This window comes from Myxococcus sp. CA033 (assembly GCF_013336625.1).
GTDB classification, from domain to species: Bacteria; Myxococcota; Myxococcia; order Myxococcales; family Myxococcaceae; genus Myxococcus; species Myxococcus llanfairpwllgwyngyllgogerychwyrndrobwllllantysiliogogogochensis.
This window is the reverse complement of record NZ_JABUMU010000013.1, coordinates 97330-120319: the sequence shown is the minus strand read 5'-3', so window position 1 is coordinate 120319 and position 22990 is coordinate 97330. Positions and strand designations below refer to the sequence as shown.

Below are 22990 nucleotides of genomic sequence, written 5' to 3'. Positions count from 1 at the left end.
TCGCGAAGAAGCGCTCAGTCCTGCGAGGCCGCGTGGAGGAAGCCGGGCAGCACCGCCCGCAGGCCCGCGATGACGGCGGCGGCCACGAAGGCGTGCCCCACGGAGACGAGCGTGGGGCGCACGGCGCGAATCAGCGGAGACAGGTGGCGGCGGTCCAGGTCATGCGCCGCATTGACGTCCAGGCCGTGCTCGCGTGCGCGGTCCGCGGCGCGCGACAGGGCCTCCAGCGCGCGCTCCTGCGTGGGCGTGCCGAAGCCCTCCACATAGTCGCGACAGTTCAGTTCCACGGCGGCGACGCCGGCACGCGCGACCAGGTCCACGGCCTCTGGCTCCGGGTCCACGAACACGGAGATGCGCGTGCGGCCTCGCAGCGTCTGGGCCCAGTGCGCCAGCCGGGGCTGGTCGTCCTCGGGGCGCCAGCCGCGCTGGGTGGTGAGGTGTTGGGCCTCGAAGGGTGTCACCACCCAGCAGCCGACGCCGGGGGTGCGCTCCAGCAGCGCGCCGAGGTCCTCGCGCAGGTCTCCGCCGACATGCAGCGTGGCGTGGCCTTCGCGCACGGCGTCCAGGGCGGCGAGCGCGGTGATGTCGTGGGGCTTCACGTGCCGGTGGTCGGACCACTGGTGGACCATCAGCGCGCGGCAGCCGCCTTCGATGAGCGTGCGCGCGGCCTCCGTCAAATCAGGCACGGCGCCGCCGCGCGACGAGCGCAGCAGGGCGACCTTGTTGAGACCCACGCGCAGCAGGGGTGTCGGCACAGGGGCACGCATCGACGGACCTCCGGGTTCCAGGGGCCCATCCTCGCATGGCCGCCGTGTCGTGTGTCTCCCACGTCTCTTCCGATTCAAGCGGCCCGAGTCCTGGCCGCGCCAGGTGCAGCACGCAGCACGTAGTGAAACGCAGACACCTCAAGGAGCAACACCATGAACAAGCCCCGTAGCGTTGCCATCAAGCTGTCCGCCGACACCATGAAGTGCGTCGTCGGTGGTTCCATCTCCACCATCCCGGGTCCCGTCGTCACGCTGCCCGGCCCCATCGTCACGCTGCCCGGTCCCATCGTCATCGGGCCGGGCCGCGTCTTCCCGGTGCTGTGATTGCCGGGTGAAGGCTGACCGCGTGAGCCGTTGAGGCTCATGCAGGGGAGGCGCGGGCCACTGAACCCGGCTCGCGCCTTCCTTCCTCTTCTCGCTTCTGGTGTCGCCGCCCTCATGACTCAGCCCTCGCGTGACGAACTGATGAACCTGCTTGGCGTGGACCTTGGCCACCTGCTGGCGCTGGAGTCGCTGACGCCCGCAATCGAGGCCGCCGTGTTCCTGTCCGGCTCCCTGGTGGAGGGCATGGGCAATGCCTTCTCCGACATCGACGTGTTCGTCGTCGGCGGGGGCGAGCCGACGGGCACCAGCCTGCACAAGGCCGGGGACGCGCTCTTCTCCGTGCACATGCTCGGCAAGCGCCGCGTGGACTTCGAGTACTGGAGCGAGGCGTCGGTGGAGGTGCTCGCCGCGAAGCTCGCCGCGTTGGACCTGAAAGAAGGCGGGCGGGACAACGTGATGATGGAGCGGCGGATGACGGAGGACGAAATCGTCTTCCTGCACCGCGTGCGCACGGGGGTGGCGCTGATGCATGACGGCCGGCTGGACAGGCTGCGCTCGCGCTTCGACTTCCGTCGCCTGTCGCGGTGGCTCTTGGAGGTGAAGATTCGCGAGGTCGACGACGCGCTCGAGGACCTCTACGGGATGATGGAGCAGCCGGACGTGGCGCTGATGCGCGCGCGGGAGTTGCTCAACTCCACCTGCGACGCCTTCTGTCACTACCGGGGCAGCACGAACATCCGGCGCAAGTGGCGCACGCGCATCCTGGGGCAGCTCGTCGCGAGTGGGGACGAGGAGGCGCGCAAGTTCGAGCAGCGCTTCTGGGAGCTCCAGTTCCCGGATGGCGCGCGGCTGCGTCAGCGTCCGGAGGATTTGAAAACCTATCTGGAGACATGCATCCGGCTGTGCAACCAGCTCACGGATGTCATCGAGGAATGAGCGCCATGGATTTGGACACGCTTGTTCCCGTCACACACCTGCGTGTGCGGCGCCGTCGAGCCGAGGGGCAGGTGCACCTCATCCTCGACAACTACTACTTCGATTTGGACGAAGGCACCGACGCCGTCTGGCGCGCCTGTGACGGCGTGAGGACGGTGGCCCAGGTGGCGGAGGCGCTGCACAGCGAGCGGGGCTGGGCGCTGGAGCTGGCCCGGTCCATCACCCGCGACACGCTGAGTGCCTTCGCCGAGCAGGAGCTCGTCTCGCTCGTCGCCCACCCTTCCACAAGCAACCCATCCGCAGGCGGTGAAACCCATGAGTGACAACAACGGCCACCTTCCCATCATCGGACGTGCCTGGCATCCCTCCACCCGTGAGCCGGGGCCGCTCTTGCCGGCGACTCGACTTGCCCTGGCGAACTGGGTGCGCCCGGAGGGACTGGCGCGGCGTGAGCTGGTGCTCGGCGCGGCGGAGGGTGAGCCCTGGGAGGTGATGACCATCGACAGCGAGAGCGCCGACCAGGCGTGGCGCGTGATTCAGTTGTTGGATGGCAAGCGGACCCTGGCGGACATCGCGAAGGAGACGCGGCTGGGGCTGGAGCTGGTGTCGTCGGTGGCGCAGGACCTGTATCACCGCGCGGTGCTGGTGCAGACGAGCGGGCTGGAGGTGGATGCGCTGACGTACTACGAGCACCTGCGCTCGCTGGCGGGCATCGCGCAGCAGCGCTGGGGGCCGTCGTCGATGCTGCGTCGGTTCTGGACGGGGCCGGTGTCGCGGCGTCTGGCGGTGGGCTACCTGCTGGAGAACTACCACTTCGCGGCGGCGGCCTCGTCGCATCAGAGCGCGGCGGTGGCGTCGCAGCCGACGGAGCGGCTGAAGACCATCCTGAGCGAGCACCTGTCGTTCGAGTACTGGCACCACGCGTGGTTGAAGCGCGGGTTGCTCGCGGCGGGGTTGACGGAGGCGGACCTGGAGCGCGCGTCGCCGCTCATCGCGATGCAGGCGCTCATCAACCACCTGCGCTGGCTGGGGATGGCGGACCCGCTGTCGTATTCGGCCTGCATCGGCGTGGGAGAGGGAGACCCGACGGCGCTGGCCACGGTGGGGAAGTTCTGGGAGCGCTTCACGGAGCACGCGGTGTTGCCGGTGGAGGCGTTCGGGCCATTCCGGGACCACGACGTGGGGGATTGCAGCGACGACCATGACCAGTTCGGTCGCGAGCCCTTCGCGGACGCGGGCCCGCTCACCGCGGCGGACCAGGCGCGCATCCGGCGACGGCTCATCACCTTCTGCCGGCTGACGATGGCCTACCACCGCGAGCTGCTCGACTTCTACGGCCCGGAGGAAGGGCCGACGGTTTTCACCGTGGAGGACTGAGTCCACCCGAGATGAGTGTGCTAGCGGACTCCGTTGAGGTCTCCCCGCTGGACGCGCGCCGCGTGTCCGGCGTGCTGCGCATTCTGCCGGATGAGGTGCGCCGACACTTGATGAAGACGGGACGCGTGCGCGAGTACGTGTCGCAGGAACTCGTCGCGAATCGGGGTCAGCCTTGCGACACGGTGCGCCTGGTCCTTGAGGGCATGTTGGTGATGGGGCACCTGGGTGCCAATCACGGGGCCTTCCTCCGGGTGACGCATGTGGCGGCGGGCGAGCTGTATGGCGCACATGCGCGTGAAGACGGAGCGACGCACGGCTTCGACGTCGTGACGGGTGGAGGGACGCGCGTGCTGGAGGTGTCCGGCGCGGACTTCCGGGAGGCGTTGGCGCTGGACGAGACGGGTGGGCTGACGGCGCTGCTGTGTCCCGCGTTGCGCCGGGCGCTGCTCGACTTGTTCGGGGACGATGTGGAGCCGGAGGGTGTGTTGCGGCTCGCGGCGTGCTTCCGGGAGGGCACGGTGCCGGAGGGCACGGTGTTGATGCCGGCGGGAGCGACGGCGGCGGAGTGGTGGGTGTTGAGGCAGGGCTCGGTGCGCTATGGCGAGCGGGCCCTGGGGCCGGGCGAGGACTTCGCGTTGGATGCGCTGCTGCTGGACGCACCCGTCTTCGCGGCGGCGACAGCGCTGGAGACCAGCACCCTGCTGTCCGCTCCCAGAGGCGCCGCGGCGGAGGTGTTGCTGCGCTTCCCGGGCGTGCGACGCGCGCTGGGTCGACGTGTGGCGAGGAGCAGCGCGCAGTTCAATCGCTGGCCGCACGTGGTCCTCACGGACGTGAATGCTCCACCCGAGGCACCTCCCGAAGAGGAGTCCTCGATGGAGCTGCCGGAGCGCCCCACGGCCGCGTCGCCGTGGAAACAGGTGCCGTTCTATCGGCAGCAGGAGCACATGGACTGTGGTGCCGCGTGCCTGCGGATGGTGGCGCGGTACTACGGGCACGAGCTGGACTACCCGTCGCTGATGAAGCTCGCGGGTGTGAGCCGGTATGGCACCAGCCTGTTGGACTTGTCGCGCACGGGTGAGCAGCTCGGGTTCATCACCACGGGCGTCCAGGCGGACTGGGAGCTGTTGCGCTCGGTGGACCTGCCGGCCATCGCGCATCTTCAAGACCGGCACCACTTCGTCGTCGTGTGGCGAGTCACCCGGAAGGGTGTCGTCGTGGGTGACCCGTCGTTCTCCACGCGCTTCATTCCGAGGGAGGAGTTCCTGCGCTCCTGGCGTGGGGTGCTGTTGTTGCTCAAGCCGTCGGACCGGATGGCGACGGCGGTGGCGGCGCTTCCGCCGAAGCAGCAGGAGAAGTCCGCGCTGGCGCGCTTCTCCGTGTTGCTGCGACCGTACCGAGGGGTCATCGCGGAGTTGGTGGGTCTGTCGTTGTTGTTGCAGGTGCTGGCGTTGGCGTTTCCGCTGGGAAGTCAGGTGGTCATCGACCGGGTGTTGATGCGGGCGGATGCGCAGCTGCTCGATGTGTTGTTGGCGGGGTTGGTGGGCACGGCGCTGTTGTCGGGAGTGCTGGCCTTCGCGCGGAGCTATCTGGTGCTGGAGGTGTCCACGCGAATCGAACGCGACGTGGTGGAGACGCTCTATCGACGGGTGCTGGATGGGGCGTCGGGGTTGTTCCAGCGCTTCACGACGAGCGACATCCTGAACCGGTTCATGGAGGTGGGGCTGATTCGAGGCTTCATCGTGGACAACGCCATCGCCATCACCATCGATGTGGCGCTGGTGTTGAGCACGGCGGGGGTGTTGATGATGTACTCGCCCACGCTGGCGGTGCTCGCGCTGGGGTTGATGCCGCTGCACCTCTTGGTGTCGGCCGTGGTGGGCCGCTGGGTGCGGAACCACACGGTGGCGTACCTGTCACAGCATGACCTGTACCAGACGCACCTGATGGACTCGTTCAAGGGCTTCGAGTCGCTCAAGGCGCATGCGCTGGAGTTGCCGTTCCTGCGCACGATGCAGCGCTTGCTGGCGCCGTCGCTGCAGCATGGCTTCAAGGCCTCGATGCACGGGGCGATTGGCGCGAGTGTGTCGCAGACGTTGGACCTGGTGGGCAGTGCGTTGGTGTTGTGGGTGGGCTCGCGCGCGGTGTTGCGGGGGGAGCTGACGGTGGGAGCGCTCATCGCGGCGACCTTGTTCGCACGGCAGATGAGTGGACCGGTGGTGCGACTGGCGACGCAGTGGCGGGACTACCAGCGGGTGCAGGCGCATCTGGAGCGAGTGGGTGCGGTGCAGGACGTGGCGGGGGAGGGGGACAAGCGGGCGTCGGCGGTGCTGGAGCTGCCGCAGGTGAAGGGGCACATCCGCTTCCGGGGGGTGAGCTTCCGCTATGGGCTTGGCCGCGAGTCCAACACATTGGAGCGGCTGGACCTGGAGTTCGCGCCTGGGGAGGTGGTGGCGCTGGTGGGGCCATCGGGGTGTGGAAAGAGCACGCTGGTGCGGCTGCTGCTGAGGTTGCATGACCCGAGCGAGGGGACGGTCTCGATTGATGGGTACAACCTGCGGGACGTGACGCCGGAGTCGGTGCGTGGGCAGATAGGGATGGTGACGCAGGAGACGCAGCTGTTCTCCGGGACGGTGTTCGACAACATCGCCTGTGGGCGTCCGGTGACGGAGGAAGCGGTGGTGCGGGCGGCAAGGCTCGCGGGGGCGTATGACTTCGTCACGGAGTTGCCGTATGGGTTCCAGACGCTGGTGGGGGAGCGTGGGTTGACGTTGTCGGGGGGGCAGCGCCAGCGGGTCATCATCGCTCGAGCGTTGGTGACGGACCCGCGCATCCTCATCTTCGACGAGGCGACGGCGGCGCTGGACCCGCTGGCGGAGCAGGCGATTCATGACCGGCTGCGCGACATCGTCCGGGGGCGGACCACGCTCATCATCAGTCACCGGCTCCAGACGTTGCAGCACGCGGACCGCATCGTGGTGATGAACGAGGGACATATCTCCCAGATGGGGACGCACGAATCGCTCATGTCCGCCCAGGGCAAGTTGTACAGCGCGCTCGCGCAGGCGACACCGAACTGGAAGCGCCATGGAGCGGAGGGTGCTCATGGCGGTGATTGAGAATGGGGCAGGGACGCGCCATGGAGCGGAGGGTGCTCATGGTTCTGACTGAGAACGCGGCGGGGAAGCGGCGCGGGGAAGCTCCATGGAGCGGAGGATGGTCATGGCGGTGATTGAGGACACCTATCGGGAGCTGTTGCCGGTCCTCGACTTTCCTCGGACGCGCCGCGTGCTGCGTGGGCTGTATGCGGTGTGCGCGGGGCTGGCGCTGCTGGGTTTCGGTGCGCTGTTCTTCGTCGAGATGGATGTGGTGGTCCGGGGCCAGGCCGTGGTGGCTCCCGTGGGGGAGACGGCGCGAGTGCAGGCGCCGCGCTCCGGTGTGGTGTTGGACATCGCGGTGCGCGAGGGACAGCAGGTGGAGCAGGGCGCTGTCCTGTTGCGCCTGGATGACGCGCAGGTGCGCTCGCGGGTGAGGTTGCTGGAGCAGCAGGTGGTGGAAGTGCGCTCGCGGGTGGTGATGCTGGAGGCGCTGGTGGCGTCGCGGACGGAGTCGTTCGGGATGCAGGTTCGCGTGCGCAAGGCGACGGCGTTGGAGACAGCGGCTCGACTGGAGGCGGCGCGAGCGCTCATCCACGCGAAGGAGCGTGAGGCGGAGGCGCGCTCAAGGGACGCTCGGAACGCTGAACATCTGCGCGAGAAGGAATTCGTCGCCTCGGTGGAAGCGGAGAACGCGTCCGTGCAAGCGGAGGTGGCGCGCTCGCAGGTGGTGGCGGCGCAGGCCTCCGTGCGCGAACTGGAAGCGAGCCTGGGGCGATTGGAGTTGGAGCAGCGTGGGCTGGAGGGTGACTCGCGCGTGGCTTCGCTCTCGGATGGAGCTGCGCTGTCGGCGGCGAAGGTGGAGTTGGAGCGCTACACGGGGGAACTGGAGGAGACGCGATTGGAGGCCGCGCGGCTGGAGGTGGTGGCGCCGCGAGCGGGCACGGTGCAAGGGTTGACGGTGTTCGACCGAGGGGACGTGGTGCAGGCGGGGAGTGTGCTCGCGCTGGTGGTGCCATCGGAGGATGGGCTCGTGCTGCGCACGGTGGTGGCATCGGAGGGCATCGCCTTCCTGCGAGACGGGCAGCCGGTGCGCATCAAGCTGGACGCGTATCCCTTCCAGGACTTCGGCGTTCTGTTGGGGGAGCTGTCGCGAATCGCGGGGGACACGACGCGGCGGCAGGAGGACACGCTGGGCGCCGCGCCCTATCGCGTCGACGTGAAAGTCCCCGGTGAGCCCCGCTCCACGGCGGGAGTGCCCGTGCGGCTGCGTCCGGGGATGACGGGCACTGCGGAATTCGTCGTGCGACGCGAGCGGCTCATCTCCGCGCTGATGCGCCCACTGCGCGGCGTGGACAGCCTGGGTCACTGAGTCGCTACTGCTGCACGGAGAGGATCCGCCAGCCTGTGACATCAATGGCGTAGGTGGCGCCGATGTCCAGCAGCGGAGGCCCGCCGAACGTCGAGGCCTATCCGGGTCGAACCCTCATGAACGTTCCGTTGAAGGCGTCGGCTGGAGGCATGGACAGAGACTCCGCACGCGTGGCACTACTGCTCAGGGTGGAGTCCTGGTGGGGGAGTGCGCATGGCTGAGAGCGGCGTGGACAATGACTTCTCCATCAGTGGCGAAGTCGCGCAGTCGGTGGCTCAGCGATTCGTCCGCGGACTGAGACGAAGGTGGCCCAAGCTCGTGTGTAGCCAGGCTTGGAGAATCCTTTTCGAAGAGGGACGGATCCCGAACCCTTTCCCTCGGTACATCCTGGTCTCCAAAAACCTGGAGATGCAGAAGTGGGCAAGTGTGGAAGGCGCTGTTCTCGACGAGAACGGTGAATGCGCCGTCGGCATCTATCTTCTTCCACTCGTCGATGGTGGCGTCGACATCGACCTCATCACCGCCGAACCTGTCCCTGATGCCTTCACGGAGTTCGTCCTCGGGTGTCTCTGCTCCGCGATTGTCTCCGGGTATCGACTGAAACAACTGCGCATGCTTCGGGACCGGGGTCATCTGGTTGCGAATCGATACGCGGTGGAGGTCCCCGCGGAGCCCGTGTGGTTGAAGACCGCGATTCGACTCTGCGCGGAGAAACAGTGGCCCGGAGTCGTCGTGGTCGAGCATGCCGTCACGGTGGAACCCTTCTGGTCGATGACCGTGCCCACACCGGAGCCACGGCGGACGACGACCTTCTTCTGTGAAGCCCCGTCACAGGGACGCAGCGGAGTGTTGGTGGGAGTGAAGTTTCCTCCGGGAACCACCCGCGAATGGCGCGGTTCCGCCCAGGCCGTGCTGTGTGAAGCCGTGGGGATGTGGCACCGGGTCTTGTTCCGAGGCAGGAAGCCGCCGCACGAAGTCTTCACCGCTCCACCGGGAGAGCCTGTCCTGGAGGAGGGTGTGGTGACCTTCCAGGGAACAGGAGGGTCATTCGCGGGCGTGAAGAAGGACACTCCAATCGCGCAGGAGTTCCGCCCCATCAACTTCAAGGACTTCTGGGACCGATTGCACCGTGCCGCTGAAGCGTGCCGTCAGCTTGGGGAGATGCTGGTGACGGAGACGCTCCCTCCCTCTCTGCGCTTCGACTTCAAGGCCGCGGAGTGGCCGCCCGAGAAGGATGGCCGCGTGAAGTTCCTGGGAGGCCGGCTCCTGCGGCCAGAGGTGCTGATGGGAGTGGAGGAGAAGCAGGCCGCCCGTTACCTCTGGGTGGATGGGAAGGCCCCTGTATGGGTGAACCTGAAGGTCTGCGCCGTGGACGAGCACCACACGTACATTCAAGTGCTCTTCAATCCCGACCGGCTCACCAACGATGACACGCGCCTGATGTACCAGCAGGAAGGCTATCCACCGTTCTCCACAAGGGGTCCTCCAGGTGGTGCGCCAGACAGGAAGGTGTCGCTCCCGCCGCGAAAACCCATCAAGAGGAGCACCCATGATTGAACTCGCCGAAGGCAATCTCCTTCAAGCGGACGTCCAGGCGCTCATCAACGCCGTCAACACGGAAGGAGTGATGGGCAAGGGCATCGCACTCCAGTTCAAGCGAGCCTTCCCCGCGATGTTCAAGGAGTACGAACGCGAGGCGAAGGCGGGTCGCCTCGAGACGGGCCGCGTCCATGTCTTCGACCTGGGAGCGCTGAAGGGCCCGCGGTGGATCATCAACTTCCCGACGAAGCGGAGCTGGCGCCAGCCTTCGCGCCTGGAGTGGATTCGCACGGGCCTCGAGTCCCTCGTCGAGGAGGTCCAACGCCGGGGGATTCAATCACTGGCCGTTCCCGCCCTGGGCTGCGGAAATGGAGGCCTGGCGTGGACGGAGGTCTTCCCCTTCATCCAGGAGTCCTTCGCGCGAATCTCCTCCGTTCGGGTGCTCGTCTATCCCCCCGGCTGACGCACCCGTTCCCTGAGGTCCCGCGCGGCCCTTCGTGTCGGACCAGAGCAGTCCCTCAGTTCTTCGCCCCGCTCCCCCGCGCCTCATTCAGCGCGCTCAAATCCACCAGCCCGTTGATGTCCGAGGTGGGGATGAAGCCCAGCTCCTGCGCATGCTTCGCGGCGGTGCTCAGCGCCGTGGGCACCGGGTCCAGACTCGGCTCCAGTCGTGAGAACGCACCCTGCAGAATCGCCGGCTGCAACGGCTTCTGCGTCAGCTTCCCGAACGCCTGGTTCACCTCCGCCGTGAAACCCTTCGGGTTCTGCTGCCACCGCTCGGTCAGCTTCACGTGCGCGCGCAGCAGCGCGACGATGCGCGGACGCTGCGTCTCCAGCACCTTGCGCGTCGTCACTATCACCGTGGTGGGAAAGCGCCCCTCGGGCCACAGCGTCTTCTCATCCACGAGAATCTGTCCGCCACCCTCCGGCTCCAGCAGCATCCGCGTGCCCCAGGGCTCCGGCACCCACGCGCCCTCGATTCCTCCCCGCAGGTACTGCACCAGGATGTCCGAGTTCGTCAGCGGCACAATCTGCACGTCACCCTGTCCATCCAGGTTCGTGCTCAAGCCCTGCTGCTTCAGCCAGTGGCGCAGCGCGATGTCCTGCGTGTTGCCAAGCTGGGGCGTCGCGATTTTCTTCCCCTTCAGCTCCGCCGCCGACTTCGCCGTGCGCGTCACCAGCACCGCCCCGCCATTCACCGCGCCCGCGATGATGCGCAGGTCCTTGCCCGCCTTGAGGTACGTGTTGATGGCGGGCCCCGTGCCCACATACGACACGTCCAGCGAGCCGCCCACCAGCGCCTCCATGGCCGCGGGCCCCGCGTTGAACTGCTTCACCTCCAGCTTCCCCACGCCAGGCTCCGCCGCGAAGGCGCCCTCCGCGTTGCCCACCAGCGCCTGCGCATGCGTGATGTTGGGGAAGAACCCCATGCGCAAGGGCGCGTCGGCACCGCCAGACGCGTCACGCTTGCAACCGACCCCCAGCCCCGCGAGGCCAGCGAGAACAAGGACAGCCAGGGAACGAAAGGCGCGCATAGGCACCCAAGAGTGGGACGGCGGGACGGGTTGGCAACGGGTGTCGAAGCACAAGCGTCGGGCGCTTCACGTCCCACGCCTCACAGCGTGCCTTCCAGCCCCCACCGACGCCGCAACCGCCCCTCCACCGTCTGGAAGAAGACACGGTCCACGGTGATGCCGATGAGGATGATGGCCACCATCACCGCCATCACTTGAGGAACGTCCATCAGCTCGCGACCCACCGTGAGCAGCTGTCCCAGGCCCCCCGAGACGAACAACAGCTCGCCGGCCAGCAGCGCGCGCCACGCGAAGCTCCACCCCAGCTTGAGCCCCGTGACGATGCCCGGCAGCGCCGCCGGCAACAACACGCCGAACTGGAAGCGCAGGCCGCGAACGCCCAGCGTGCTGGCCACTCGCAACAGCTGCGGGTCCACGCCCTGCACGCTGTCCTCCGTGGCGATGGCGATGCCCAGCACACTGCCCATCACCACGACGAAGAGGATGGACGTGTCCGTCAGCCCGAACCACAGGAGCGCCAGCGGCAGCCAGCAGATGGACGGCAGCGCCTGCAGCCCCATCACCACCGGCTTCACCGCGTTGCGGAAGAAGGCCAGCCGCGCCATCAGCAGACCCAGCGGAACGCCGATGGCCACCGACATCAGATAGGCACGGCCCAGTCGCCCCAGGGAGCGCAGCGTGGCATCCAACAGCCGCCCGTCGACCGCCATGCTCCACAGGCTCTTGGCCACCGTCACCGGTCCGGGGAAGAGGTACGGAGACCAGATGCCCAGCCGGGACAGGCCCTCCCAGGCGCCCAGCAGCAACAGCATCAGGCCCAGCTTCTGCCCGTAGTTCTTCAAGGGGGCATCGCGCTTCATGGCTCACCTCACGGGCCGAGTCAGTCCCGACGCGGGCAGCGTGTGGGTCGACGCCGTCGTGGACGCGGTCGCCCGCGGCGGTGTCGCTTCCGGCAGGGTGTTTCGCTCCACCTCGCGCAAGAGTCCCTGGACATGGCGGACCATCTCCGTGAGCGCCGCGTCCTCCGGGTGTCGCGGCATGGGCAGGTGGACCTCCAAGTCCCTCACGATGCGCCCCGGCCTCGGCGCCATCAGGACGACGCGGGTGCCCAGCATCAGCGCCTCGTGCACGTCGTGCGTGACGAACACAATCGTCTTGTGGGTGCGCATCCAGATGGACTGAAGCATCTCCTGCATGTGGATGCGCGTCTGCGCGTCCAGCGAGCCGAAGGGCTCGTCCATGAGCAGCACCGTCGGGTCCACCGCGAGCGCCCGCGCCAGGCTGGCGCGCATCTTCATGCCGCCGGAGAGCTGGTGCGGCAGCGTCTCCTCGAAGCCCTGGAGCTGTACGCGGCGGATGTACTGGTCCGCGCGCTCCTTGCGCTGGGAGCGCGGCACACCTCGCGCGGCCAGGGCGAAGGTGATGTTTCCGCGCACCGTGAGCCACGGGAAGAGGGCCGCCTCCTGGAACATCAGGAGCCTGTCCGGCCCGGGGCCTCGGATGCGTTGTCCATCAATGGACACCGTGCCGCCGGTGGGCTGCACATGGCCGGCCAGCGCGTAGAGCAGCGTGGACTTGCCGCAGCCCGAAGGACCCAGAAGGCAGACGAGCTCCCCCGAGCGGACGTTCAGGTCCACGTCCTGGAGCGCCACGACCTTGTTGGCGTAGCGGTGGCCCAGCTGGGTGACGGAGATTTTCGCGTGGTCGGCCTCCACGTGCGCTGGCCGGAGCAGGCGCAGCGAGCTTCGCCATCGGCCAAGGAGGGCACGCAGCATCGGCCACAAACTAGGCACATGTGGGCAGGGCGGAAGGGGGTGGCGAGCCGCTTCGAGAGCGCTCGCCATCCTGCTTCCTCGTCCAGCAACCAGGGAGGCCCGGTGCTTGGACGTGGGTACAAGCACTTCGTGACCTCGGCTTCTGAAACGTAGGGACTCCGGAGGCGCTTGCTTCCGGTGCCCGCCCGGCTGTCCCGGACCGGAGGGCAGGTGTGGGGGTTCCCTTGGAGAGAGACCTGGGGGAATCTCCCGCCAATGCACCTGGGGAAATACGAACTCGTCCGCAAGCTGGCGACCGGAGGCATGGCGGAGGTGTTCCTGGCGAAGGCGGCCGGGCCCGGGGGCTTCGAGAAGACGCTGGTGCTCAAGCGCATCCTCCCGCATCTGGCGGAGGACCCGTCCTTCGTGGAGATGTTCCTCGGCGAAGCGCGGCTCGTCGCGGGGCTCAACCACCCGAACGTCGTCCAGATTTTCGACTTCGGTGAAGCCGAGGGCAGCTACTTCCTGACGATGGAGCTCATCGACGGGCCCAACCTGCGGCGCTGGCAGCGACAGGCCGCGACGCGGGGACAGCCGCTGGCCCCCGGCATCTGCGCCAAGGTCGTGGCGCAGGCGGCGGAGGGCCTCGCCTTCGCGCATGAGTTCGCGGACCCGACGACGGGCCAGCCGCTCGGGTTGATTCACCGCGACGTGAGCCCGGACAACATCCTGGTGTCCCGGCAGGGCGCGGTGAAGGTGGTGGACTTCGGCATCGCCAAGGTGGCGGGACAGAAGCACCGCACGCAGACCGGCATCGTGAAGGGCAAGGTCGCGTACATGCCGCCCGAGCAGGTGCGGGCGGACCCGCTGGACCGGCGCGTGGATGTGTATGCGCTCGGCGTGGTGCTGTACGAGCTGCTCACGGGACGTCTGCCCTTCGATGGGCCCTCGGAGCTGGCGATGATGCAGGCCATCGTCTCGAGCGAGCCGGTGCCCGTGAGCCGTCATCGCAAGGATGTTCCCAGCGCCCTTCAAGCCATCATCACCCGGGCGCTGCACAAGGACCGCGAGGACCGCTACGCGGACTGTCGCGCGCTTCATGCGGACCTGGAGCGCTTCGTGTTGTCCCTGGGCGAGCCGGTGGGCGCGTATCAGATTGCCCAGGCCGTCGGGCAGGTGGTGGAGGAGCGCCTCGTTCCGACGCCCGCGCCGATGTCGTCTCGGCCCGAGCCGCGGGACGCTCGGGTGGAGACGCCCGAGCGCACGGTGCCCTCCGGCCCCTCGCGAAGGCAGCACCCCGAGACACAGGACCCGCCCGCTCCCTCGGTGTTCGAACAGGACACGGAGCAGCGTCCTCGCTCGGAGGCGGGCGCCGCGCGGAAGAAGAGGCTCGTGCCGGTGGTGCTCGTGGGTGCGGCGCTGCTCGTCGCGGGGGGTGGTTACGCGCTGCTCGGAGGAACTCCGTCCCCTGTGCCCCAGACTCAGCCGGGAGCGGCGACGCAGGCACCAGGGACTCCCGCGCTCGTGGCCGCCGCGCCGCCCACGGTCCCCGCGGACACGAAGGGCACGAAGGGCGTGGAGGAGAAGCCGGACGAGGCCGAACTGGAGGCCCAGCTCGCGGTGAAGCGGGAGCAGGACGAAGGGCCCCCCGACACAGACGACTTCGACCTGCTCGCGCCCGTGGTGCCTCCCGCGAGTGACAAGCCTGTGGAGAGCAAGGAGCCCGCGTCACCAGCGGTGAAGCGCGCGCTGGGCTCGGTGGAGTTTCGCATCCGCCCCTATGCCGTCGTGTATCTCGACAAAAGGCTGCTGGGCGAAACACCGCTCGCCGTCATCGACGTCCCAGCGGGCGTCCATACCGTGACGGCCGTCAACCCGCGATTGGGGAAGAAGGTGACGCGCAGCTTCGAGGTGAAGGCGGGCGTGGCCAATGTCTTCAAGCTCAATCTGTTGCAGGAGGACTGAGCCGAGATTCATCCCGCGTGGCGGGCGGCGGGACGGAGCGCTTACGGCTCATCTTTCGCGGCGGCGGCGGGCTCGGGCTGCTCGGGTGGCGGAGTCGCGGGCTTGTCTTTCGGGCCCATCACCGTGTCCAGCGCGGAGCCCAGCGCCGAGCCGACATTCTTTCCCAGCGAGGAGCCCGCGGCGCCCAGGCGCGAACGCAAGCCTGGCTTCGACTCGTGGATGGGCAGCGGCTTCGGCTCGGGCGTGGCGTCCGCCTGCTTCTCCACGGGCGCGGGCGCGACGGCCTTCGGTTCCTCGACGACGGGGGGTGGTGCCTCCACGGGTGCGGCCTTCGCGGACTCGGTGCCCTGCTTGAGCTGCACCTGCTTGCGCACCGACTCGAAGTCCCGCTCCACCTTGGGCGCCGCCGCGACAGGCAGCTTCGCCAGGGGCCGCAGTGTGAGGCCGGTGCGGAACTCCTCCAGCGCCTGCTTCCTGCGGCCCAGGTCCGCGAGCACCAGCCCGCGATAGAGCGCCACCTCCACCTGCTCGTCGGTGGTGGACGCGACCTGCTTCGCCTGCGTCAGCCAGTTGAGGGCCTTCTCGTACTCCAGCGACTCGTACAGCGTCCCCGCGCGCTCGATGCGGTGGCGGAAGAGCCCCGAAGGGTCTTCGGCCTCAGGGGGATTCGCGGTGGCCAGTCCCGGCGCGAGCCAGGCGCACAGCACCACCATCCAGGCCCCCCAGCTTCTCGGGTTCGTCGAAGCTTCCATGTCTGGCAAAGCTAGCACGGAGCCCGTGGACAGGAATCCACCCCCTGGGGCGGCAAGCCCACGGGACGCGCGCTGGATGTCTGGGGTTGACCGGGTGCGGAGTGACCGTGTCAGGCCGCTGAAGCCTGAGCGGCCCGCTCGGCGCGGCGGTGGGTCCGCGTGCGCCACGCCAGCCACAGGCTGAAGATGAACAGCGCCACGCCCACGCCGGTGAAGGCGCCGCCCACGCGCAGGGACGCGCGCCGGTCATCCCGGGTCACCTCCAGCGGTCCCGCGCCCGGCGCGGCGAGGTAGCGCTCCACCTGCTCCTTCACGGCGGTGGCCTCGCCCTCCTCGGTGGCCCACTGCGCGAAGAGGGGCAGCTTGCCCTGCGTCGTCTCCAGTTGGGGTCGGAAGATGGGCACGGACGCGCGGCGGGCGCTGCGGCTGCGCTCCACCTTGACGGCCTGAATCGCGTCCAGCGGCAGCGTGGCCAAAGGCTCGCGCGTGAGCCACCCGGAGCGAGTGAGTGTGCAGGGCCCACCCGGCTCACAGCGGAGGTCCATCCGCGACTTTCCGTCCAGGAGCCACAGGCCGAACACCAGGAAGGGCAGGGCGAGGAGGAGGAAGGCCGCGGTGCCAATGGCCGTGGAGCGGCTGGCGAGGGGCGTGTCGTCGGTGGGGGCAGCGGGAAGGGGCTCGCTCACGGTCACCACTCATAGACCGGGAGCCTCCGGCTGGCAGCGGTTTCGTGCACTCGTCGACAGCCGCCCCCGGTCAGCGGGCGACCGGGCGCTGTGTACCCCCCAACCCTTGACCCTGGTGTCCCAGCCGCGCGGTGAACACCTCAACCAGGATTCGGCACTCGAATGGGCAGGAGCCGCGCATGAAGGCCGTCGCCGTCTTTCCCGGGAAGAAAGAGGTGCGCGTCATCGACGCGCCAGAGCCCCAGCTCCAGTCTCCCACTCAGGTGAAGGTGCGCACCCGCGAGGTGGGCGTGTGCGGCACGGACAAGGACATCGTCTCGTTCACCTACGGCTCGCCGCCTCCGGGCTCGGACTTCCTCATCCTCGGCCACGAGTGTCTGGGCGAGGTGGTGGAGGTGGGCTCGGCCGTGAAGGGGCTTCAAGTCGGGGACCTCGTCGTCCCGCGCGTGCGCAGGCCGTGTCCTCACGCCACCTGTCCCGCGTGTCGCGGCGGTCATCCCGATTTCTGCATCACCGGGGACTTCACCGAGCGCGGCATCAAGGAGGCCCATGGCTTCTGCTCGGAGCACTTCGTGGAGGACGTGGCGTATGTGCACCGAGTGCCCACGGAGCTGCGCGAGGTCGCCGTGCTCACCGAGCCGCTGACCATCGCCGAGAAGGGCCTGCGCCAGTGGGAGCACATCCAGGAGCGCCTGCCGTGGCGGCCCGCACCGGGGCGCGCGGTGGTGCTGGGCGCGGGTCCGGTGGGACAGCTCGCGGTGCTGACGCTGCTGCGGCGGGGCTTCGCCACCACGGTGTACTCGCACAGCCGCAAGCCGAACCCGAAGGCGGACGCGGCGGAGGCGGTGGGCGCGCCCTACCTCTCCACCCAGGACGTGTCCCCGGCTGAGCTGGTCCGCCGCGTGGGTCCCGCGGACGTCATCTACGAGGCCACCGGCGTGGTGAAGCCGGCGTTCGACGCGCTCGAGGCGCTGGCGAACAATGGCGTCCTCATCTTCACGGGGGTGCCGTCGGACAAACAGCCGCTGACGCTCGAGGGCGCGGAGTTCCTCAAGCAGGTGGTGCTGCGCAACCAGGTGCTGCTGGGCACGGTGAACGCGGCGGCCACGGACTTCGACGCGGCGCTGGAGGACCTGGCTCGCTTCCGTGCGCGCTGGCCGGGGGGGCTGGAGCGGCTCATCACCTCGCGCCATCCGCCGGAGGCCTTCCTCGACGTGGTGACGGGCAAGGCGGGCAAGGGAATCAAGCAGGTCATCACCTTCAGCTGAGGGCGAGGTGCGTATGCAGGGAGGCAGACATTCGGTGGCGGGGGGCTCGGTGCCCATCGAGGACCACGGCGTCATTGGCGACCTGCGCACGGTGGCGCTGATAGGCAACGAGGGCACCATCGACTGGATGTGCTACCCGCACTTCGACAGTCCCAGTGTCTTCGCCGCGCTGCTGGACCCGGAGAAGGGTGGCCACTGGCGCCTCCATCCCCAGCCGGACGGAGTGATGTGCAAGCAGTTCTACTGGCCGGACACCAACGTGCTGGTGACGCGCTTCTACACGCCGGACGGCGTGGGGGAGCTCATCGACTTCATGCCCATGGGGCGGGATGACGAGAAGGACGTGCGCGAGGTGCTCCGGCGCGTGCGCGTGGTGCGCGGAGAGATGGCGTTCGAGATGGAGTGCTTCCCGGCCTTCAACTACGCGCGGGACACGCACACGACGCACCTCATCGCCGGCGGGGCCGCCTTCGAGTCGGAGAAGCTCCAGCTCACCCTGGCGTCCTCCGTGCCCATGCGGCGCGCGGAGCGGGGTGTCACGGCGAGCTTCGTGCTGCGGGAGAACGAGTCCGCCGTCTTCACGCTGCGCGAGGGGATGCGGGTGTCGTGCGAGGAGCTGGTGCACAGCCACGACTCGGCGGAGAAGGTCTTTCGCGCCACGGTGGAGTACTGGCGCCACTGGCTGTCGGGCTGTCAGTACACGGGGCGCTGGAGGGAGACGGTGCAGCGCTCGGCGCTGGCGCTGAAGCTGATGACGTTCGCCCCGACGGGCGCGATTGTCGCGGCGCCCACGTGCAGTCTGCCCGAGTCACCCGGTGGCACCCGCAACTGGGACTACCGTTACTGCTGGCTGCGGGACGCGGCCTTCACCGTCTATGCGTTCCTGCGCATCGGCTTCAAGAAGGAGGCGGCGGCCTTCATGCGGTGGGTGGAGGCGCGGTGCGCGGAGCAGGGGGACGGGCCGCTGCCGCTGATGTTCTCGTTGGATGGCAGCCGGGTGCCGGACGAGGTGGAGCTGCCGCACCTGGCGGGCTATGGCGGCGCGAAGCCGGTGCGCATCGGCAACGGGGCCGCGGACCAGCTCCAGCTCGACATCTATGGCGAGCTGATGGACTCGGTGTACCTGTTCAACAAGTACGCGGCGCCCATCTCCTACGACTTCTGGCGGCACCTGCGGAGGCTGGTGGATTGGGTGTGCGAGCACTGGAACCAGCCGGACGAGGGCATCTGGGAGGTGCGCGGAGGGCGGCGGCACTTCGTGTATTCGAAGCTGATGTGCTGGGTGGCGGTGGACCGGGCCATCCGGCTGGCGGACAAGCGCAGCTTCCCGGCGGACCGACCCCGGTGGCTCGCGACGCGCGACGCCATCTTCGAGGACATCATGGCGCGGGGCTGGAGCGAGGAGCGCGGCTCCTTCATCCAGGCGTATGGGAAGGACACGCTGGATGCGGCGAATCTGCTGATGCCGCTGGTGTTCTTCCTGTCGCCGGTGGACCCGCGGATGATCTCCACGCTGGACCACATGCGCCAGCCGCCATCGAAGGGCGGGCTGACGTCGGACGGGCTGGTGTTCCGCTACGACGTGGAGGCCACGCTGGACGGCATCGCCGGCAGCGAGGGCACCTTCAACCTGTGCAGCTTCTGGTTGGTGGAGGCGATGACGCGAGCGAACCCGGTGCGGCCGGATTTGCTGGAGGAGGCGCGGCTCACCTTCGAGCGGATGCTGGGCTACGCCAACCACGTGGGGCTGTACGCGGAGCAGACGGGCATGTCGGGCGAGTCGCTTGGCAACTTCCCGCAGGCGCTCACCCACCTGTCGCTCATCAGCGCCGCGTACAACCTGGACCGGACGCTGGGGCGCAAGGACTGACGGGACGCAGAACCACTCGTCGTCGGCCTCCGTATTGAGGGAGAGTGAGGCTCCACCGCGTCAGGTGGGCTCACCTCTCCGGTTCCCTTCATGGCCGCTCCGCTTCCGTCCGTCCCCGTGTCCTCCCCCGCACCCGGCGCTCGTGTCCTCCGCGTCCTCAAGGGCGTTGTCGCCGTCGTGGGGTTGCTGGTGCTCGCGACCCTCGGCGTGCGCCTTCGCTACGGGGGAGGCGAACCGTACCCGGACGTGACGGGCATGCCCCTGTTGCCGGACAGCGCGCTCGAAGAGGTGGTGCGCAGCGCGGAGCCCATCGGCAACGTGGCGGTGTCCTCGACGGGGCGCCTGTTCTACACGCTCCACCCGGAGAGTCGGCCGGAGGGCGCGAAGCTGTGGGAGTGGGTGGACGGCAAGGCCGTGCCGTTCCCCGCGGAGGCGCTCCAGAAGAGGCTCTTCGACACGGTGCTCGGCATCACCATCGACCGGCGTGACTGGCTGTGGACCATCGACCATGGCAATCACGGCCTCGGCGTGCCGCGACTGCTCGCCTTCGACCTGGCCAACGGGCACCTCGCGCACGAGTTCGACTTCCCGCCGCAAGTCGCGCCGCCAGGCTCCTTCCTCCAGGACCTGCGGGTCGATGCCCAGGGCGGCACGGTGTTCATCGCGGACGTGGGCTTCTGGCGCCGCTCGCCCGCGCTCATCGTCTACGACGTGGCCGCGAAGCAGGCGCGCCGCGTGCTGGAGAAACACGAGTCCGTCTTCCCGCGCGACTTCGTCATCCGCAATCCCATCAAGGAGATGGTGTTCTTCGGCGGGCTCGCCGCGCTGAAGTGCGGCGTGGACGGCATCGCCCTGGACCCGAGCGACGAGTGGCTGTGGTTCGCCGCGATGAACCACGACACCATGTACCGGGTGCGCACCCAGGACCTGCGCGACGCCAGCCTGGATGACGAGGCGCTCGCCCAGCGGCTCCAGGCCGTGGGCCGCAAGCCGCTCAACGACGGGCTCAGCGCGGACGCGCAAGGCAACGTGCTGATGACGGACGTGGAGCACGGGGCCGTGCTGCGCATGAGTCCGGATGGACGGCTGGAGACGCTGGTGAAGTCCCCGCGCATCCGCTGGGCGGACGCGCTCAACCACGGGCCGGACGGCTGGCTCTACGTGGCCGACAGCGCCATTCCCCACCACATGCTCCAGTCCAAGGCGCACATCGCGGCGAACGGCCCCTACTTCATCTGGCGCTTCAAGCCCGGCATCGGCGGCATCGCCGGCATGTGAGGCCCGGCGCCCGGCGAGTCTCCACCCGTGTCAGCCGCCCTTGTCCGCCCGCGTCCGGCCGGCGCACGAAAGGACACGGCCATGGGAGACCCACGCAATCCGAAGCGGGCGAACGAGCCCTGGAACCCCGAGCGACTGCGCGTCAGCGAGGAGGAAGTGCTCGCGCTGGCGCCGTGGGTGACGGTGTCCGGCGGTTGGGCGTGGCACTTCATGGCGCCCCCGCATGAGGAGCTGAAGCTCTTCCACGACCACAAGGACGTGGACCTCTTCGTGGAGCCCTCGCGCTTCCCGGAGGTCGTCCCGGTGCTCACCGCCCGGGGCTACCACCGCATCTGGACGCGCTTCGACGCGACGAGCACGCACTTCTACCGCTACGCGCGGCATGACGCGGGCGGCAAGGTCATCCTCGACGTCTTCGTCCGGAGCGTCCCGTCGGTGGAGGCGCGCGGCGTGCGCGTGGTGGACCCGGCCACGCTGCTCACCTTCTACGGCGACATCCACAGCACGGAGGATTGCGTGTCCGTGCTCGCCGCCCGCGCGCTGCTCGCCAAGGGAGAGAGCCCCATCGGCCGCGCGGAGCTCGTCACCCGGCCCTCATGACTTTGGAGCGCGCGAGGCCCGTGAAGCCTCGCGCGCTTGAGTCACGTCACTGCACGTTGAAGTGGTAGTTGTTGCCGAAGTTGGAGTCCCACGCCTGGCAGCCCCAGCGGCTGGTGTTCTCGAACCAGATGGCCAGGTCGCCGCGCGTGTTGAGCGGAATCGACGGCGCGGGCGGGTTGGGCGTGGACGAGAAGCCCGCCACCCAGAAGCTCTGCACCGGGCCGTTGTTGAACTGGTAGTGGCCGGTAATCGTCCACCCCGGCGTGTTGGCGTTGATGTTGCCCCGGCACTGCGTCAATCGCGAGGCGTCGTAGACGATGCTCACGGCGCCGCCGAAGGGCAGCGGGTTGGAGGAGGCGAAGACATTCCAGCCCTGGGACGGGGACTGGAAGGTGATGCTCGGCGCCGTTTGAGACACGGCCACCGAGGCGACGAGCAGCGAGACAGCGGCCAGCAACCACCGGAAGTGACGACGCAGCAAGGCAGGACTCCTTGTCGAAAGAGGCACGGCACCAGGGATACGCGGGCCGACGGCTCCACGGGCCACGGCGACTTCCTCGCGGCTTTGCCCCGCGAGCCGCCCCGGAGTCTTCTACAGTCGGGCTCCCCCACTCCTTACGCTCCGCGCCATGGCCGACCCAAGACTCGCCTTCTACCGACTCGCCGTCCGCGTCGACGCCCACTATGACGCGATGAGCCGGAGCTTGCGCCGCTCGCTGGGCATCGCCCCGCCGCTGCGCATCCTCCCCTACCGGGGCCATGGCACCTCCGAGCGCGCCGTCATCAAGGCCCGCGTCCTGGAGGACCGCCACATCCGCCCGCAGAAGCAGCGCCACACGCTGTGGAGCAGCGCGGTGGCCTCCTACAAGCGCTACATGACGCGCGAAATCGCGGGCGCCCACGTGGCGGTGCGCTGGGGCGACAAGCGCTGGGAGGGCACCACCGACGAGGAGGGCTTCCTGGAGCTGTGGGTGACCCCTCCGGAGGGCGTGCGCTCCGGCTGGCACATGGTGGAGCTGGAGCTGTTGTCGCCGGAGCCGGAAGGAGTGCCTCGCGTGGCGGCCCCCGTGCGAGTGGCCGGCGCGAGCGCGAGCTACGGCGTCATCAGCGACATCGACGACACCGTCATCGTCACTGGCGTGACGGACCCGCTCAAGCGCGCCTGGGCCTTGTTCCTCACCGAGCACCGCGTGCGCCTGCCCTTCCCGGGCGTGGACGCCTTCTACGCCGCGCTCCAGGCGGGCGCCGAGGGGACGGGCGACAACCCCATCTTCTACGTCTCCAGCAGCCCGTGGAATCTGTACGAGCACCTGGACGAGTTCCTCGCGCTGCACCACATCCCCACCGGCCCGCTGCTGCTGCGCGACTGGGGCCTGTCCAGCCAGGGCTTCGCGCCCGGCGGCGGCCACGGCCACAAGCTGGACAAGATGCGCGGGCTGCTTGGCGACTTGGAGCACCTGCCCTTCATCCTCATCGGCGACAGCGGCCAGGAGGACGCGGAGCACTACCGCACCATCGTCCGCGAGTTCCCCGGCCGCGTCCTCTGCGTCTACATCCGCAACGTGCCCGGCCACCCCGACCGCGCACGCGAGCTGGAGCGCATCGCCGCCGACATCCGCGACGCTGGCAGCCAGCTGCTCGTCGTGGACGACACCACGACGGCTGCCCGCCACGCGGCCCGCTCCGGGTGGATTCAGTGGAAGGAGGTCCTCGAGGTGGAGGCCCATCGTCGTGAGGAGGTCTCCAGGGACCTCGGAGGCTGACTTACGAAATTACAGCGTCGGCATCATTTTGTGAGCAATGCTTGAATTCCAACCTTCAGTTGTGGCACAGGCGCACCTGATTATCCGGTCTGTCCGTTGTTTCCACATCCCT

At 68.6% G+C, this 22990-nt stretch carries 21 protein-coding genes; 14 read left to right on the top strand and 7 right to left on the bottom strand.

Annotation, left to right across the window (positions count from 1 at the left end; all coding sequences use genetic code 11):
- Window positions 1-14: 14 nt before the first annotated feature.
- Window positions 15-767, bottom strand: a complete 753-nt coding sequence (locus HUA78_RS27125; RefSeq protein ID WP_174460329.1) for a pyridoxine 5'-phosphate synthase — start codon at window positions 765-767, stop codon at window positions 15-17.
- A gap of 153 nt (window positions 768-920) precedes the next feature.
- Between HUA78_RS27125 and HUA78_RS27120 the strand changes: the two genes are divergently transcribed.
- The 8 genes from HUA78_RS27120 (at window position 921) to HUA78_RS27085 (ending at window position 9870) form a co-directional block, all read left to right on the top strand.
- A complete protein-coding gene (locus HUA78_RS27120) occupies window positions 921-1091 on the top strand; it encodes a hypothetical protein (RefSeq protein WP_174456057.1) in 171 nt (56 codons plus the stop codon).
- A 114-nt stretch (window positions 1092-1205) separates the two neighbouring features.
- Window positions 1206-2027, top strand: coding sequence for a hypothetical protein (locus tag HUA78_RS27115; protein ID WP_174465247.1), 822 nt, complete (start codon window positions 1206-1208; stop codon window positions 2025-2027).
- A gap of 5 nt (window positions 2028-2032) precedes the next feature.
- Window positions 2033-2350 carry a hypothetical protein gene (locus tag HUA78_RS27110; protein WP_174456055.1) on the top strand — a complete coding sequence of 106 codons (318 nt, stop codon included), beginning with the start codon at window positions 2033-2035 and terminating at the stop codon, window positions 2348-2350.
- The gene (locus tag HUA78_RS27105; RefSeq protein WP_141641865.1) at window positions 2343-3404 is read left to right on the top strand and encodes a hypothetical protein; all 1062 of its coding nucleotides are present in this window, start codon (window positions 2343-2345) and stop codon (window positions 3402-3404) included. The genes HUA78_RS27110 and HUA78_RS27105 overlap by 8 nt, the downstream gene beginning before the upstream one ends.
- Window positions 3405-3415: 11 nt before the next feature.
- Window positions 3416-6520: an ABC transporter transmembrane domain-containing protein gene (locus tag HUA78_RS27100; RefSeq protein ID WP_174477450.1), complete on the top strand. Its 3105-nt coding sequence runs from the start codon at window positions 3416-3418 to the stop codon at window positions 6518-6520.
- 103 nt (window positions 6521-6623) lie between these two features.
- Window positions 6624-7868 carry an HlyD family efflux transporter periplasmic adaptor subunit gene (locus tag HUA78_RS27095; RefSeq protein WP_174477449.1) on the top strand — a complete coding sequence of 415 codons (1245 nt, stop codon included), beginning with the start codon at window positions 6624-6626 and terminating at the stop codon, window positions 7866-7868.
- Between the two features lie 408 nt (window positions 7869-8276).
- Window positions 8277-9425: a hypothetical protein gene (locus HUA78_RS27090; protein ID WP_217442611.1), complete on the top strand. Its 1149-nt coding sequence runs from the start codon at window positions 8277-8279 to the stop codon at window positions 9423-9425.
- Complete coding sequence (locus tag HUA78_RS27085) at window positions 9418-9870, top strand: macro domain-containing protein (RefSeq protein ID WP_174460323.1); 453 nt, start codon at window positions 9418-9420, stop codon at window positions 9868-9870. Before HUA78_RS27090 ends, HUA78_RS27085 begins: the two co-directional genes overlap by 8 nt.
- Window positions 9871-9925: 55 nt before the next feature.
- On the opposite strand, the gene HUA78_RS27080 is transcribed toward HUA78_RS27085, so the two are convergent.
- The 3 genes from HUA78_RS27080 to HUA78_RS27070 form a co-directional block, all read right to left on the bottom strand.
- Window positions 9926-10942, bottom strand: a complete 1017-nt coding sequence (locus HUA78_RS27080) for an ABC transporter substrate-binding protein (protein ID WP_141641871.1) — start codon at window positions 10940-10942, stop codon at window positions 9926-9928.
- Window positions 10943-11022: 80 nt separating this feature from the next.
- A complete protein-coding gene (locus HUA78_RS27075) occupies window positions 11023-11802 on the bottom strand; it encodes an ABC transporter permease (protein ID WP_371745670.1) in 780 nt (259 codons plus the stop codon).
- Window positions 11803-11805: 3 nt separating this feature from the next.
- On the bottom strand, window positions 11806-12717 hold the full coding sequence (locus HUA78_RS27070) for an ABC transporter ATP-binding protein (protein ID WP_246137084.1): 912 nt from the start codon (window positions 12715-12717) through the stop codon (window positions 11806-11808).
- 255 nt (window positions 12718-12972) lie between these two features.
- On the opposite strand from HUA78_RS27070, the gene HUA78_RS27065 reads away from it, so the two are divergent.
- Complete coding sequence (locus tag HUA78_RS27065) at window positions 12973-14661, top strand: serine/threonine-protein kinase (protein WP_174477447.1); 1689 nt, start codon at window positions 12973-12975, stop codon at window positions 14659-14661.
- Window positions 14662-14702: 41 nt separating this feature from the next.
- Here the strand turns inward: HUA78_RS27065 and HUA78_RS27060 are convergent, their stop codons facing one another.
- Both HUA78_RS27060 and HUA78_RS27055 read right to left on the bottom strand, forming a co-directional pair.
- Window positions 14703-15413: a tetratricopeptide repeat protein gene (locus HUA78_RS27060; RefSeq protein ID WP_174477446.1), complete on the bottom strand. Its 711-nt coding sequence runs from the start codon at window positions 15411-15413 to the stop codon at window positions 14703-14705.
- 110 nt (window positions 15414-15523) lie between these two features.
- Window positions 15524-16099: a hypothetical protein gene (locus HUA78_RS27055; RefSeq protein ID WP_174477445.1), complete on the bottom strand. Its 576-nt coding sequence runs from the start codon at window positions 16097-16099 to the stop codon at window positions 15524-15526.
- 179 nt (window positions 16100-16278) lie between these two features.
- Here HUA78_RS27055 and HUA78_RS27050 point away from each other — a divergent pair, with 179 nt between their 5' ends.
- The 4 genes from HUA78_RS27050 (at window position 16279) to HUA78_RS27035 (ending at window position 21115) form a co-directional block, all read left to right on the top strand.
- Window positions 16279-17367 (top strand): glucose 1-dehydrogenase, encoded by a 1089-nt coding sequence (locus tag HUA78_RS27050; RefSeq protein WP_174456046.1) that lies wholly within the window; start codon window positions 16279-16281, stop codon window positions 17365-17367.
- 13 nt (window positions 17368-17380) lie between these two features.
- The gene (locus tag HUA78_RS27045) at window positions 17381-19237 is read left to right on the top strand and encodes a glycoside hydrolase family 15 protein (RefSeq protein ID WP_174456045.1); all 1857 of its coding nucleotides are present in this window, start codon (window positions 17381-17383) and stop codon (window positions 19235-19237) included.
- 117 nt (window positions 19238-19354) lie between these two features.
- Window positions 19355-20515 (top strand): L-dopachrome tautomerase-related protein, encoded by a 1161-nt coding sequence (locus HUA78_RS27040; protein WP_174477444.1) that lies wholly within the window; start codon window positions 19355-19357, stop codon window positions 20513-20515.
- 81 nt (window positions 20516-20596) lie between these two features.
- A complete protein-coding gene (locus HUA78_RS27035; protein WP_141641878.1) occupies window positions 20597-21115 on the top strand; it encodes a hypothetical protein in 519 nt (172 codons plus the stop codon).
- 46 nt (window positions 21116-21161) lie between these two features.
- On the opposite strand, the gene HUA78_RS27030 is transcribed toward HUA78_RS27035, so the two are convergent.
- On the bottom strand, window positions 21162-21596 hold the full coding sequence (locus HUA78_RS27030) for a DUF6209 family protein (protein WP_174456043.1): 435 nt from the start codon (window positions 21594-21596) through the stop codon (window positions 21162-21164).
- A gap of 148 nt (window positions 21597-21744) precedes the next feature.
- Here HUA78_RS27030 and HUA78_RS27025 point away from each other — a divergent pair, with 148 nt between their 5' ends.
- Window positions 21745-22878: an App1 family protein gene (locus HUA78_RS27025; RefSeq protein WP_141641880.1), complete on the top strand. Its 1134-nt coding sequence runs from the start codon at window positions 21745-21747 to the stop codon at window positions 22876-22878.
- Window positions 22879-22990 lie beyond the last annotated feature (112 nt).

Excerpts from the sequence above, each read along its gene's own strand:
- HUA78_RS27125 (WP_174460329.1), bottom strand. The coding sequence starts at position 767 with ATGCGTGCCCCTGTGCCGACACCCCTGCTGCGCGTGGGTCTCAACAAG.
- HUA78_RS27120 (WP_174456057.1), top strand. The coding sequence starts at position 921 with ATGAACAAGCCCCGTAGCGTTGCCATCAAGCTGTCCGCCGACACCATG.
- HUA78_RS27115 (WP_174465247.1), top strand. The coding sequence starts at position 1,206 with ATGACTCAGCCCTCGCGTGACGAACTGATGAACCTGCTTGGCGTGGAC.
- HUA78_RS27110 (WP_174456055.1), top strand. The coding sequence starts at position 2,033 with ATGGATTTGGACACGCTTGTTCCCGTCACACACCTGCGTGTGCGGCGC.
- HUA78_RS27105 (WP_141641865.1), top strand. The coding sequence starts at position 2,343 with ATGAGTGACAACAACGGCCACCTTCCCATCATCGGACGTGCCTGGCAT.
- HUA78_RS27100 (WP_174477450.1), top strand. The coding sequence starts at position 3,416 with ATGAGTGTGCTAGCGGACTCCGTTGAGGTCTCCCCGCTGGACGCGCGC.
- HUA78_RS27095 (WP_174477449.1), top strand. The coding sequence starts at position 6,624 with ATGGCGGTGATTGAGGACACCTATCGGGAGCTGTTGCCGGTCCTCGAC.
- HUA78_RS27090 (WP_217442611.1), top strand. The coding sequence starts at position 8,277 with ATGCAGAAGTGGGCAAGTGTGGAAGGCGCTGTTCTCGACGAGAACGGT.
- HUA78_RS27085 (WP_174460323.1), top strand. The coding sequence starts at position 9,418 with ATGATTGAACTCGCCGAAGGCAATCTCCTTCAAGCGGACGTCCAGGCG.
- HUA78_RS27080 (WP_141641871.1), bottom strand. The coding sequence starts at position 10,942 with ATGCGCGCCTTTCGTTCCCTGGCTGTCCTTGTTCTCGCTGGCCTCGCG.
- HUA78_RS27075 (WP_371745670.1), bottom strand. The coding sequence starts at position 11,802 with ATGAAGCGCGATGCCCCCTTGAAGAACTACGGGCAGAAGCTGGGCCTG.
- HUA78_RS27070 (WP_246137084.1), bottom strand. The coding sequence starts at position 12,717 with ATGCTGCGTGCCCTCCTTGGCCGATGGCGAAGCTCGCTGCGCCTGCTC.
- HUA78_RS27065 (WP_174477447.1), top strand. The coding sequence starts at position 12,973 with ATGCACCTGGGGAAATACGAACTCGTCCGCAAGCTGGCGACCGGAGGC.
- HUA78_RS27060 (WP_174477446.1), bottom strand. The coding sequence starts at position 15,413 with ATGGAAGCTTCGACGAACCCGAGAAGCTGGGGGGCCTGGATGGTGGTG.
- HUA78_RS27050 (WP_174456046.1), top strand. The coding sequence starts at position 16,279 with ATGAAGGCCGTCGCCGTCTTTCCCGGGAAGAAAGAGGTGCGCGTCATC.
- HUA78_RS27045 (WP_174456045.1), top strand. The coding sequence starts at position 17,381 with ATGCAGGGAGGCAGACATTCGGTGGCGGGGGGCTCGGTGCCCATCGAG.
- HUA78_RS27035 (WP_141641878.1), top strand. The coding sequence starts at position 20,597 with ATGGGAGACCCACGCAATCCGAAGCGGGCGAACGAGCCCTGGAACCCC.
- HUA78_RS27025 (WP_141641880.1), top strand. The coding sequence starts at position 21,745 with ATGGCCGACCCAAGACTCGCCTTCTACCGACTCGCCGTCCGCGTCGAC.